A 12,151-nucleotide genomic window follows, 5' to 3' on the forward strand; every position below is an offset into this window, starting at 1 on the left:
TCCCTGGGCAGCGATTGCGCGGTATGGAAGGGCATTGGAAGCTGGAGTGAGTGGTGGAAGGCGGGGATGGCCGTGTCTGCGCCAAATTGTAGTCCTGCACTCTCCGAGGGGCCGAACGCGCAGAGCGTGTAGCGGGGCAGGCGCCGCACGGGGCTGCGCTGCCCGACAATCCCGGGCATGAGCATTACCGCAACCCCACCCGCATCCCCACCCGCATTCGCTTCGCTGTCGTCGCCGCGAGCCACGCTGCTGCCGAGGCAGCTGCTGGTGGCGCCCGACCATAACGATCCTGCGCCCCTGGTGCTCTACCACGGTCGCTGTGCCGATGGCTTTGGCGCAGCGCTGGCCGCGTGGAACTACTACGGCGGTGCCGTCGAATGCGTCGGCCTCTCGCACGGGCAGGCCACGACGCTGGAGGACCTGCCGCCGGTGCAGGGCCGCGCCGTCTATATCCTCGACTTCGCCTTCGCGCCCGATCTGCTGGGCGCCATCGACCAGCAGGCCGCCAAGCTGGTGCTGCTGGACCACCACAAGAGCGCGGCTGAGCAGCTGACGGGCTTCGCCTGCCGCTGCGGCGTGGTGCATTTCGACATGACGCGCTCGGGCGCCCGCCTGGCCTGGGACTTCTTCCACCCCGAAGCGCCCTTGCCCGATCTGGTGCGCTTCATCGAGGACCGCGACCTCTGGGCCTGGAAGTACCCCGAGACGGCCGGCTACGTCGCCGCGCTGGACATGGAGCCCTTCGACTTCGCCCGCTGGCAGCAAATGGCCGCATTCACGCCGGATGAGACCGCTGCCTTCGTCGCGCGGGGCCAGGCGATGGACGAGAAATTCCGCAATCTCGCACAGGACGTGGCGGGCGGCGCCCAGCCGCTGGTCTTCAACGGCGAAGCGGGCCTGATGGTGAATGCGCCCGGCGCTTTCCACAGCCTGGTGGGCGAATTGCTGTCCGCCCAGAGCGGCACCTTCGCGCTGATGTGGACGGTGGGCAAGGACGGCAAGGTCAAGGTGGGGCTGCGCTCGCAGCGCGGCTACGACTGCTCGGTGCTGGCCGTGTCCATGGGCGGCGGCGGGCATGCCCAGGCCTGCGGCTTCCGCATGGGGGCCGATCGCCTGCCCGAGCTGCTGAGCGGGCAGTTCAAGGCCTGATGCGCTGCTGCTGCGGTGGCCGTGCCGCTGCAGCGCACCGGCAGGCTAGGCCAGCCGCAGATCGAGCGGCCTGGCCTGCGGAAACACCCGCGCCAGCGCGGCGGGGCGCAGGCCGTACATGCGGGCGAACACGCCGCCCAGCACGCTGCGGTAGTCGTTCAGCACGGGGTAGTCGCGGTTCTGGAACAGCGTGGTGGCGGTGAGCGCCTGCTGCTCGCCCGCGATGCGGCCCCCGGCGATGCCGCCGCCCAGCACCCACATCACGCTGCCGTGGCCGTGGTCGGTGCCGCGGTTGCCGTTCTCGCGGAAGGTGCGGCCGAATTCGCTGATGACGACCACCGTGGTGCGGTCCCAGGCCGGTCCCATCTCGTCGGCGAAGGCAGCCAGGCCCCGGCCCAGTTCCTCGAATCGGTTGGCCAGCGCGCCCGTGGCGTTGCCCTGGCCCACGTGCGTGTCCCAGCCGCCCACATCGACGAAGCCCAGGTCGTAGCGCGACTGCATGAGGCGCGCCATGCGCCGCGCAGTGCCCTCGAAGCCCCGGGTGCTCAGCGCGTTGCGGCTGGCGGCGTCCATCTCGCCCTGCATGGTGCGCGCCACCTCGTCCCGCGTCTGGAAGCCTTCGGCCACCGGGCCGGCCAGCGGCGAGCCTTGGTACATCGAGGCGATCAGCCCGGCCTGCCGGTCGTCGATGCCCGGCTTGCCCACGCCGGCCGCCGCCAGCGCGGTGTTGGGCACGTCGTAGCCGCCGCGCAGCACCAGGGGCAGGGTGTCGGTGAAGGCCATGGGCGCCAGGTGGCCCTGCCATTGCGGCTGCGCGCCCAGCTCCAGCGCCAGCCGGTTCAGAAAGCCCGAGCGGTAGTCGCGCCGTGCGGCGACGGGCTGGCCCAGCTCGATGCTGTCTTGCGTATCGAAGTGGCTGCGCGTCAGGTCTTCGGTGCCCGAGAACGGCACGAAGGCCACCTGCCGCTTGTCGTAGAGCGGCCGCAGCGAGCCCGCCAGCGCCGGGTGCAGGCCCCAGTCGGCGGTCAGCGGCAGCGCGCCGCCTGCCGTGCCCGGGCGGCCGATGGCGATGTTGGGCCGGGTCTCGTAGTAGTAGTCGCTGGCGACGGGCACCAGCAGGCTGGCGCAGTCGTAGCCGCCGCGCAGGAAAACGAGCAGGAAGCGCGCATCGGTCGCGCCGCGCGGCGTGGCGGCCAGGCTGGCCTTCATCGCCATGCCGGGCGCGGCCAGGGCGGCCAGCGCCTGCAGGCACTGCCGGCGGCTGGGGCCGTGCCCGGTGGTTATGGATTGGTGTGGGAAGAGGGGGGCGGAGGGCATGGCGAACCTTTCCGGGCTCAGGCGTACATGAATTCGGGCGCCGACATCAGGAAGGTGTTCCATTCCGCCGGCGATGTGGCGCGGGCCAGGGCCACGCGGGTGGCCGGGGCCAGTAGCGGCTCCAGGGCGTGGAAGGCTGCGCTCTGGGCGATGGCGGGCGGTGGCATCTTCGGCGGCGGTGCACCCTCGGCGCGGTAGAGCGCGTTGGTGCCGGCGCCGCCCAGGCCGCGTGCCACCTCGAAGCGCACGGCCATCTGCCCGGAACTGGTCCAGGCCGCGGCATCGAGCGGGTAGCCGTCGGGCGTGGCGCGGCCGTAGAGCGGCTCGGCGAGGCGCTGCAGCCAGCCCAGGGCCAGGTCGGGGTTGGCGAGCACGCGGTCCGAATAGCCCAGCCGCAGGCCGGCCATCACGTATTGCACGGGGTCGCGCAGGCGCTTGCCCAGCGAGGCCTGGAAGCTGTCGCTGGCGATCAGCGTCTGCAGCACCGCGCCGATGTGGCCGTCGGTCTGTCGGAAGCGCTCGGCCAGCGCCTGCAGCAGCGCGGGCGGCGGCGCATCGCCCACCCAGTAGGCGGCCAGCTTGCGCGTGACGAAGCGGGCCGTGGCCGGGGCGCGGGCCAGGCGGTCCAGCGCCTCGTCCAGCTCGGCCATGCCTTGGCCCTGCAGCGGCTGGCCCAGCAGTTCCTTGGGGTTCCAGTCGTGGCGCTGGGGGTTGAACTCGTAGAGCCCGTCGCGCACGTAGAGGCGTGCCCATTCGGGCTTGAGCTTCGGGGGCGTCTCGTTCAGCGGGCGCAGCGACACGCCGTGGCCGGTGAGCACGCGCGCCATTTCCTGCACGTCGTGCTGGCTGTAGCCGCCGTCCACGCCCAGCGTGTGCAGCTCCATCAGCTCGCGGGCGTAGTTCTCGTTGATGCGGCCGGCAGCGTTCTGCGCGTTGTCCAGGTAGCGCAGCATGGCCGGGTGGCGCACGGTGGCGCCCAGCAGGTCGCGGAAGCGCCCCAGCGCATGCGGGCGAATGGCGCGGTCCTCGTAGTCGGCCACCATGGCGCGGATGTCGGCCTTGCCCGCGAAGATGCTGAAGTGGTTCATCCAGAACCAGGTCAGCTTCTCCTGCAGCTGCGCGGGGGAATAGACGGCGCGCAGCACGAAGCGGCGCTCGGCCTGGCGCTGCAGCGTTCGCATGTCCTTCTGGTAGGCCTCCTGCGCGGCCTTGCGCGCGTCTTCGGTGGGCTCGTTCTTGATGGCCTGCTGGCGGGCCTGCAGGTCGATGGCCAGGCTTTCCATGGGCGTGAGGGTGATGTCCATGGCGTCGATCTGCGCCTGCGCCTCGGGCGGCAGCGGAGCGTGCGGCGCAGGGCGCAGCAGCGCGGCCACGGCGGCTTGCACGCCGCTGCGCTGCAGTTGTTCCAGCGCGGTGGCGTTGGCGCCCCAGGTCAGCCGGTCCAGCAGCCTGACGTGTTCCGCCTCCATGGGCATGGCCGCTTCGGGCGATGGTCCTGCGGCGGCACGCGCCTGGAGCGGCGCCAGCACCGAAGCCAGCGGCACCAGCGGCAGCGCCGCCGCGCCGTACAGTCCCGCAGCGGCGGTGGTCAGCCACTGGCGGCGCCCCAGGGCCGGCGCCGTGCGCGCGTCGTGCAAAGGGGGGGCTTCGGGGTGGGCCCCGGTGATTGCGGCACGGTCTGCGGCGTTCGCGGAAGACGGCATGGTGCAGGTGGCGGAGTGGCTGTGGCGCGATGGTGCGCCGCAGCGAGGCCGCCTGCAAGGGGCGCTGCCGGGTTTTACCCAGCGGACACAGATGTGTCGCCGCGTTCCCGGTGTTTCACCTGTGTAAATGCGCTGCAACCCTTGTTCATCAAGGGCTGAATGCTATGGATTCAGGAGCGATTGCGGGCGGCGCACCCGCCATGCCTCACTGCAGGGCCAGAGGCTGGAGCTGCATCGCGCCTGCGCCGCCGGCGGTGCCCGGTATGCGAAACACCGACACGGACTGGTCGAGCCGCTGCGCCTGGTCACGCAGGCTGGCCGCAGCGGCCGCGCCCTCTTCGACCAGCGCCGCGTTCTGCTGCGTGGCCTGGTCCATCTGCGTCACCGCCTGGCCAACCTGGCTCACGCCGTTGCTCTGCTCTTCGCTCGCCACGCTGATCTCTCCGACGATCTCGCTCACGCGGCGGATCTCGGTCACGATCTCGGTCATGGTCGTGCCCGCCTCGGACACGAGGCGCGCGCCGCGGTCCACCTTGGCCACGCTGCCGGTGATGAGTGCCCGGATCTCCTTGGCTGCCTGGGCGCTGCGCTGCGCCAGCGTTCGTACCTCGGCCGCCACCACTGCGAAGCCGCGTCCCTGCTCGCCCGCACGGGCGGCTTCTACCGCCGCGTTCAGCGCCAGGATGTTGGTCTGGAAAGCGATGCCGTCGATCACGCTGGTGATCTCGGTGATTTCCTGCGAGCTGGCGCTGATCTCCTGCATGGTGTTCACCACCTGCTCGACGATCTCGCCGCCCCGGCTGGCCACGGCGGTGGCGCCGGTCGCCAGCTGGCTGGCGGCGCGGGCATTGTCGGCGTTGTGGCGCACGGTGGCGGCGAGCTGCTCCATGGCCGAAGCCGTCTCTTCCAGCGCGCTGGCCTGCAGCTCGGTGCGCCGGCTCAGGTCGGCGTTGCCGGCGGCGATTTCGCCAGAGCCGGTGGTGATCGAGTCGGACGCGAAGCGCACATCGGTCACGATGGATGCTAGCGTCGCATGCATGCGGGCGAGCGACGCCATCACGCTGCTGGCCGCGATGGCACCCTGGCGCTGCATGGGCGAGAGGTCGCCGCTCGCGACTTGCTCAGCGATCTGGCGCAGCTCGGCCGGCTCGCCGCCCAGCGACTTGGTGAGCCGGCGCGTGATGACCAAGCCCGCGGCGACGGCGATCATCAGGGCCAGCACGGCGGCCGCGATCAGCGCGGTGCGTTCTAACTGCAGCCGTTGGGCGGCCAGCGCGGTCAGCTCGTCCGCCCTGCGTGCGGAAAGCTGGGTGTATTCGTTCGTGGTCGCGGCCATCTTGTCCAGCAGGGGGCGGCACTCCTTGTTCAGCTTGAGGATGGCGGCATCGCGCTCACCCCTTGAGGCCAGGTCGATGATGCCCAGGGCGACAGGCGCGTAGATCGTCTCGATCCGGTCCATCTCGGCAATCAGTGTGCGAGCTGTGTCGGAGGTATCTGTCGCTTGGGCAATGAGCTGCTTGAGACGGGCCATGTTTTTCTGGACCACGGCGTGTGCCTGCTCGCCGCGCGCTTTCTCGGCCTGCACCTCAGCGGGCGAGGTGGCAAGCACGATGTTGCGGGCCGCGATGGCCCGCTCGTCGATGGCGGTGCGCAGCTGAGCCGCGACGGCCGTCCGCGCGGTGATGCCTTGGACATAGTCCTGGAATCGTTGTGTCGCGTCGTTCAGCGCGCCCAGGCCGAACACCGACATGAAGAGGATCAGTGTCGCCATGGTTCCGAAAGCCACCATGAGCTGCGTACGCACTTTCATTTCATTCTTCATGCAAAGCCTCTTTTTTTCATGTCTGCTGATACCCGGGGAATGCGGGTATCTTGATCTATTTCAGAATGTAACAGGCTAGGGTCAAACGAGGGTAGGTGGTGGGTTTGATAAACATCAAGAGCCGAGGCCCTGAGTGGCCGGATGTGGTGCCAATGCGCCTAGCCCGCATCAGGAGGGCCCCAAGGCTCTCAGCGCGGCGAGGCATCCTCGAACCGGTCGACGCGCCGCAGGGGCGCGAACGTCCAGGCCCAGAGGCCCACCACGCCCAGGGTGCACAGTCCGCCCACTACCGCAGCCGGCACCGCTCCCAGCCAGGCGGCGCTGGTACCGGCGCGGAATTCGCCCAGCTCGTTCGACGAGCCGACGAACAGCAGGTTGACGGCCGACACCCGCCCGCGCATGGTGTCGGGCGTGGAGAACTGCACCAGCGCGCCGCGGATGTAGATGCTCACCATGTCGGCCGCGCCGGCCACCATCAGTGCCGCGCATGAGATCCAGAACGTGGTGGAAAGTGAGAACACCAGATTGGCAGTGCCGAAGATCGCCACCGCGACGAACATGGTGCGCCCCACGTAGCGGTTGAACGGCCGCACGCTCAGGTAGAGCCCCGCGCCCACCTCGCCCACCGCCATGGCGCTGCGCAGAGCGCCCAGGCCCTGCGGCCCTACGTGCAGCACCTCGTGCGCATAGATGGGCAGCAGCGCCACCACGCCGCCCAGCAGCACGGCGAAGAGGTCCAGCGAAATCGTGCCCAGGATGATGGGACGCGAGCGGATGAAGCGGATGCCGTCGCCGAAGCGCTGCACCATGCGGCCGTGCGCGGTCGCCGGCGGCGCGGCGTAGGCCACCGTCACCCGTTGCAGCAGCACGGCGCCCAGCGCGAAGCAGGCCAGGCAGATCGGGTAGGTCAGCGCGCCGCCGCCCGCCGCATACAGCAGCCCGCCCAGCAGTGGCCCGCCGATGGTGGCCAGTCGCATCAGCATGGTGTTGGCGGCCATGGCCTGCGCCAGCTGGGCGCGCGGCACGATCTGCGGCAACAGGCTTTGCAGCGCCGGCCCCGAGAAGGCGCGCGAGCAACCGAACAGCACCAGCACCGCGTAGATGCTCGCCACGTCCATTGCACCGTGGCCCGAGAGCCACCACAGGAGCCCGCTGCAAAGAGCGCCCAACGACCAGCTCACCCCCAGGATGCGCTTGCGGCTGAAGCGGTCGATCAGATCGCCCGCCGGCAGCAGCAGGCAGAGCATGGGCAGGAACTGCGCCAGCCCTACGAAGGCCAGTGCCATCGGTTCGCGCGTGAGGTCATAGACCTGCCAGGCCACCACCACCGCCTGCACCTGGGTAGCAAAAACGGCCGCCAGCCGCGACAGCAGGAAGGCCAGGAAGCCGGCATGGCGATAGACGGGGCGGGGCTTCGCGCAGGGCGTGGCGGCAGCGTTGGCGGGCATGGTGCGAAAGGCGTGATGGGCAGGCGAGACGATGCGTGCGAAGGCAGGGCGGCTCGAACAAGCGAGCGGCACGGGCAGAGCCGCCCGTTCCAGACATGGCGCCGGGCGGAATCGTCGCGTCAGCGCGGATGGCGGCGGCGGTAGTCCCAGGGCGCCTGCGGGCGTCTTTGCGACCACAGGCCCGTGCGGCTGGCCCGCGCCTGGCGCTGGAGTGCGGTCAGCTCAGGATAGCGCCCGGCGAGCGGAGCATAGACCCAGGCCAGCCCGGCGCCCACCTGCTGCGCGGCCACGTCCTGCCCGCCACACTGGACTTGCGCGAGCAGGCGGCCGTAGCTGTCATGCCCCTGCGTGCGCAGCATGGCCTCGCGGCGCAGGCACAGCGCTGCGAGGTGCTGGCGCGAGCGTTGGCCGAAGGCCTGCCGGCTCTCGGGCGCGTCGATGGAGACGATCCGCACACGTTGCGTGGCCAGCGGGCCGGCCGCGCTGCAGCGCACGGTGAGACTGTCGCCATCGCTGACGGCGACGACCAGGCAGAACAGGGTGGCGAGGGTGGCGGACAAGGCTGGGCGTAGAGAAAACGAGGCGGCGAAAGGGGCCGAAACACTATACGCCCGCATCCCCGCCAGCCCGCAGGCAGGGCAGCTCTACCAGAGTGCGGCCGCCGGGGTGTGAGCGCTGCCCAAAAACAAGGCAATCCGCTGGAACCCAATACGGGCGCGGCTTGGCGGCTGTTGTCCCTCCAGTTGTCCACAGTTCGGCCCACAGGCAGCGGGCATAACTTCACGCGGCTGTCACAGTCGGATCTGGGCCGGCGGCTGTCGGGTGGCGTGAGGGGTGTGCGTTGGGGGGAGTTCAGGGTTTTTGACGCTGTAGCCCAGGAATCGAATGGGTATCCAGCTATGGAAATGAGAGCAATTGAGGGGGCTGGGGATCAGAGCACCGAAGCCTGCTCCGCCCACTGGCCCGGCGCCACGCCGTCCAGCGTATAGGGGCCGATGGCCGCGCGCACCAGCCGCAGCGTGGGATGGCCCACGGCTGCCGTCATGCGCCTGACCTGGCGATTGCGCCCCTCTCGGATGGTGAGTGCGATCCAGGCCGTGGGCCGGTTCAGCCGCACACGGATGGGCGGGTCTCGCTCCCAGAGGCCCGGGGGCGCATCGATGCGCTCGGCGCGCGCGGGCAGGGTGGGGCCGTCGTTCAGCTGCACACCGGCGCGCAGTGCGGCCAGGGCGGCGTCGTCCGGCTCATCCTCCACCTGCACCCAGTAGGTTTTTTCCATCTTGAAGCGCGGATCGGCGATGCGCGCCTGCAGCCGGCCGTCGCTGGTGAGAAGCAGCAGGCCCTCGCTGTCGGCATCCAGGCGCCCGGCCACATAGACGCCCGGCAGGTCGATGAAGTCCTTCAGCCCGCGCCAGCGGCCCTCGGGCGTGAACTGGCTGAGCACGCCGTAGGGCTTGTTGAATCGGATCAGCCGCGGCGGGCCTGTCATCGGCCGGTCGGGGCGTGCATCGGGGCGGGCGGCGGCGGCGGGCCGGGCAAGGCGGAGCGTGGGCATGGTGGTGAGGCGGCGCTGGCTTGGAACGGCGCGGTCGTCGGTTCGAGTCGGCGCCAAAAAAGGGATTGTGGCGGCTCGGGGCGGGGCCCTGCGTAGAATCCGCGCCTCCACGCCCTTCCTCGGGCGCATGCCGCTATGTTTTACATAGCATCCACCGCACTCCGCGCAGAGCCGCCCCGGCGCGTGCGGTTCCACGCTGCCTCCTGTCCCCGGGAGGCCGCCAACAGACTCCCACTGATTTCCCTGCACTCATCCATGATGACGTTTTCGCTCGATATGGCCCAGACCGCGGCCGTTGCCGCCGTCCTGCTGGTGATCGGTGACTTCATCCAAGGCCGTGTGCCGCTGTTGTCGCGCTACTTCATTCCGGGGCCGATCATCGGCGGGCTGCTGTTTTCGCTGCTTGCGCTGGCGGGCCACCAGAGCGGAGCCTTCGCGTTCCAGTTCGATGCCGGCATCCGCGACTTTCTTCTGCTGGCGTTCTTCACCACCATCGGCTTTTCGGCCAGCTTCGAGATGCTGAAAAAGGGCGGCGTGGGGGTGGCCCTGTTTCTGGGCGCGGCCGTGGCGCTGGTGCTGGTGCAGAACGTGGTCGGCGTGGGCCTTGCGGCGGCGCTGGGCGTGCACCCGCTGATCGGGCTGGCGGCGGGTTCGGTATCGCTCACCGGCGGCCTGGGCACTTCGGCCGCCTTCGGTCCGCTGATGGAGCAGGCAGGCGCTGCCGGCGCCCTGCCGGCCGCCATCGCCGCCGCCACCTGGGGGCTGGTCACGGGCTCGATCATCGGCGGCCCGGTGGGCTCGCTGCTCCTGCGCCGGCATGGGCTGAGCGGTGCCCGGCGCACCGCTGCAGCCCAGGGGACGGAGGGGGACCAGGCGGCCGCCGCAGCCGTGCTCCCAGCTTCCGCGCCCGCGCCTGAGGATGCCGCCGAGCGCACCGCGCTGCACGCCACCGTGCTGCTCGCGCTGGCCATGGGCCTGGGCACGGTGCTGGTCAACGGGCTGCGGGATGTAGGCGTGGTCATCCCGGCGTATCTGGGCCCGATGCTGGTCGCCGCGCTGCTGCGCAACCTGATCGACTGGCGCCATGGACCGCTGCCGGAGCGGGAGTTCGAGCGGGTGGGCAACGTGGCGCTGGCGTTCTTCCTGGCGATGGCGCTGATGTCCATGCGGCTTTGGGAGATGGCCGAGGTTGCAGGGCCGCTGCTGGTCATCCTGATCGTGCAGACGGCGCTGATGTTCGCCTTCGCCTACTTCATCACCTTCCGCGTCATGGGTCGCGACTACGACGCGGCCGTGATCTCCGCCGGGCATTGCGGCTTCGGACTGGGCGCGACCCCCAACGCCATGGCCAACATGCAGGCCTTCACGGCGGCGAACGGGCCTTCGGTCAAGGCCTTCTTCGTGATTCCGCTGGTGGGCTCGCTGTTCATCGATTTCTTCAACGCGGTCATCATCACCGGCTTCATGGGCGCGCTGCGCTGAGCGCGGATTGACCGCGACCCAGCCGGCGATGACGTCGGAGCCGGCGCACAGCCTTCAGGTGTTGCGCAACAACGCAGCGCACCGGTTCCGGCACGGCGCCCCATCGAAGGTGGCGCGGGTCGTGCGACAAGATGCGGCAAAGACGCCACGACGCCACGACGGGGCCGTGAGTCGTCCTAAGCCGGCAGGAAAAGCGCCGGATTGACCATGGTGCGGTTGAGCATCACGCCCCAGTGAAGATGCGGGCCGGTGACGCGGCCGGTGGCGCCCACGCGGCAATAGGGCTGGCCGGTGGCCACCACGTCGCCCACGCGCACGTCGATGCCGCTCAGGTGGCAGACCATGGTCAGCAGGCCGCCGCCGTGGTCCAGCCACACCGTGCCGCCATTGAAGAAATAGTCGCCCGTGTCGATCACCCTGCCCGGCAGCGGCGCCACCACGGGCGTGCCCACGGGCGCGGCGATGTCCATGCCGCTGTGCGGGTTGCGCGCCTGGCCGTTGAACACGCGCCGCAGACCGAACGAGCTGGAGCGGCGGCCAGGCACGGGCACCTGCATGCGCAGATCCTGCGCGCGCGGCAGCGGGGTGGAGAAGGCCGCCATCACCTGCCGCTGGTGATCGCGCTCGCGTTCGTAGCGGGCGTTGTCCTCGGGCGAGAGATCGACGGTGCGCGGCGCTACCGTCAGGCGCTGTTCGCGGTACGCGTGCGGCGCCACGGCGTATTCCAGCGCATATTCCGGCGAACCGGCCTTGCGCACGGCGATGCGCGCCGTGCCCACCGGCGCCGAGAGCGGGATGCCCACGATGGCCGTCCATTCGATGGCATCACCCAGCACCAGAACGGGAACGCCGTCCGCATGCGCCATGGGCCGTTCGGCCGCCGGGCCCAGCGACAGGCGCGCCACCCCGCCCGGCACGGCCAGCGCGCGGGGCCACACGGCGGCCGTCACATGCCCTTCGGGCGCGGCGGCCCAGGCGGGCAGGGCACTGGCGGCGGCGCAGGCTGCGGCCTGCTGCAGCCAGTGGCGGCGGTTGCCGGAAGTCGGGCCGGGCGCTGGCTTGGTCGTGATGGACGATGGATGCGGATGGGCTGCGTGCATGGGTAGGCGGCTCGGGAGAACAGGGCAAAAGGGTGATCTTCGCATTCGCCGCACTGGCATCGCCCTGCAGCGCGGTCGGTCTCCGTACCAACGTGGCGACGAGCGCCGGCGGAACGTCGCCGCTCCCTCAGCCACTCGCCGAGATGTTTGCGGCGACGCGGGGTTGCGCCGTTCATCGCGTAGAGCTGGGGCGGCGCCCCTCCGATTCATGCGGGCACCTCGAGGATCCGTCCAGGGAATCATCGCCTGAGCGGTGACGGGTTCCGTGCGCAGGGGCGTGGCTGGCAAATGGTTGGGGCTCGTCACGATCTGCCTGCGTAGCACGGCCAGGGGCCGCTCGGCGGGCATGTGAAGCATGGAGGGGCTGGTTCGCGTGCCCGAGCGCAGGTGCTGTCTCGACGGCATGCAACGACGGCGTGGATGAGTCGCGGCCAAAGAAAAAGCCCGGCATGCGGTGCATGTCGGGCTTCGAGGGGAGGTCTTGCGACGCTTCCCGTGTTGGCTCCTCGACCTGGGCTCGAACCAGGGACCTACGGATTAACAGTCCGGCGCTCTACCGACTGAGCTATCGAGGA

At 70.1% G+C, this 12,151-nt stretch carries 9 protein-coding genes and 1 tRNA gene; 2 read left to right on the plus strand and 8 right to left on the minus strand.

Annotated elements, in window-relative coordinates; all coding sequences use genetic code 11:
• Nucleotides 1-177 precede the first annotated feature (177 nt).
• A complete protein-coding gene (locus tag AC3A84_RS06815; protein ID WP_487968846.1) occupies nucleotides 178-1,149 on the plus strand; it encodes a DHH family phosphoesterase in 972 nt (323 codons plus the stop codon).
• A 45-nt stretch (nucleotides 1,150-1,194) separates the two neighbouring features.
• Here AC3A84_RS06815 and AC3A84_RS06820 read toward each other — a convergent pair whose 3' ends face one another.
• From AC3A84_RS06820 to AC3A84_RS06845, 6 genes are all read right to left on the minus strand, one after another.
• A complete protein-coding gene (locus AC3A84_RS06820) occupies nucleotides 1,195-2,466 on the minus strand; it encodes a DUF1501 domain-containing protein (protein ID WP_487968847.1) in 1,272 nt (423 codons plus the stop codon).
• Between the two features lie 17 nt (nucleotides 2,467-2,483).
• Complete coding sequence (locus AC3A84_RS06825) at nucleotides 2,484-4,169, minus strand: DUF1800 domain-containing protein (RefSeq protein ID WP_487968848.1); 1,686 nt, start codon at nucleotides 4,167-4,169, stop codon at nucleotides 2,484-2,486.
• 205 nt (nucleotides 4,170-4,374) lie between these two features.
• Nucleotides 4,375-5,979, minus strand: coding sequence for a methyl-accepting chemotaxis protein (locus AC3A84_RS06830; protein WP_487968849.1), 1,605 nt, complete (start codon nucleotides 5,977-5,979; stop codon nucleotides 4,375-4,377).
• 200 nt (nucleotides 5,980-6,179) lie between these two features.
• Nucleotides 6,180-7,439: an MFS transporter gene (locus AC3A84_RS06835; protein ID WP_487968850.1), complete on the minus strand. Its 1,260-nt coding sequence runs from the start codon at nucleotides 7,437-7,439 to the stop codon at nucleotides 6,180-6,182.
• A 119-nt stretch (nucleotides 7,440-7,558) separates the two neighbouring features.
• A complete protein-coding gene (locus AC3A84_RS06840) occupies nucleotides 7,559-7,999 on the minus strand; it encodes a thermonuclease family protein (RefSeq protein WP_487968851.1) in 441 nt (146 codons plus the stop codon).
• A gap of 371 nt (nucleotides 8,000-8,370) precedes the next feature.
• Entirely contained in the window at nucleotides 8,371-8,994 is a 624-nt protein-coding gene (locus AC3A84_RS06845) for a pseudouridine synthase (protein ID WP_487968852.1), read from the minus strand.
• A 255-nt stretch (nucleotides 8,995-9,249) separates the two neighbouring features.
• On the opposite strand from AC3A84_RS06845, the gene gltS reads away from it, so the two are divergent.
• Nucleotides 9,250-10,476: a sodium/glutamate symporter gene (gltS, locus tag AC3A84_RS06850; protein ID WP_487968853.1), complete on the plus strand. Its 1,227-nt coding sequence runs from the start codon at nucleotides 9,250-9,252 to the stop codon at nucleotides 10,474-10,476.
• A gap of 176 nt (nucleotides 10,477-10,652) precedes the next feature.
• Here gltS and AC3A84_RS06855 read toward each other — a convergent pair whose 3' ends face one another.
• Both AC3A84_RS06855 and AC3A84_RS06860 read right to left on the minus strand, forming a co-directional pair.
• A complete protein-coding gene (locus AC3A84_RS06855; RefSeq protein WP_487968854.1) occupies nucleotides 10,653-11,576 on the minus strand; it encodes a peptidoglycan DD-metalloendopeptidase family protein in 924 nt (307 codons plus the stop codon).
• A gap of 499 nt (nucleotides 11,577-12,075) precedes the next feature.
• Nucleotides 12,076-12,151: transfer RNA gene (locus tag AC3A84_RS06860), tRNA-Asn, on the minus strand.

The sequence above is a fragment of the Paracidovorax sp. genome, from assembly GCF_057642795.1.

Bases quoted from the DNA above. Each gene is read 5' to 3' on its own strand.
- AC3A84_RS06815 (WP_487968846.1), top strand. From the start codon at position 178: ATGAGCATTACCGCAACCCCACCCGCATCCCCACCCGCATTCGCTTCG.
- AC3A84_RS06820 (WP_487968847.1), bottom strand. From the start codon at position 2,466: ATGCCCTCCGCCCCCCTCTTCCCACACCAATCCATAACCACCGGGCAC.
- AC3A84_RS06825 (WP_487968848.1), bottom strand. From the start codon at position 4,169: ATGCCGTCTTCCGCGAACGCCGCAGACCGTGCCGCAATCACCGGGGCC.
- AC3A84_RS06830 (WP_487968849.1), bottom strand. From the start codon at position 5,979: ATGAAAGTGCGTACGCAGCTCATGGTGGCTTTCGGAACCATGGCGACA.
- AC3A84_RS06835 (WP_487968850.1), bottom strand. From the start codon at position 7,439: ATGCCCGCCAACGCTGCCGCCACGCCCTGCGCGAAGCCCCGCCCCGTC.
- AC3A84_RS06845 (WP_487968852.1), bottom strand. From the start codon at position 8,994: ATGCCCACGCTCCGCCTTGCCCGGCCCGCCGCCGCCGCCCGCCCCGAT.
- gltS (WP_487968853.1), top strand. From the start codon at position 9,250: ATGATGACGTTTTCGCTCGATATGGCCCAGACCGCGGCCGTTGCCGCC.
- AC3A84_RS06855 (WP_487968854.1), bottom strand. From the start codon at position 11,576: ATGCACGCAGCCCATCCGCATCCATCGTCCATCACGACCAAGCCAGCG.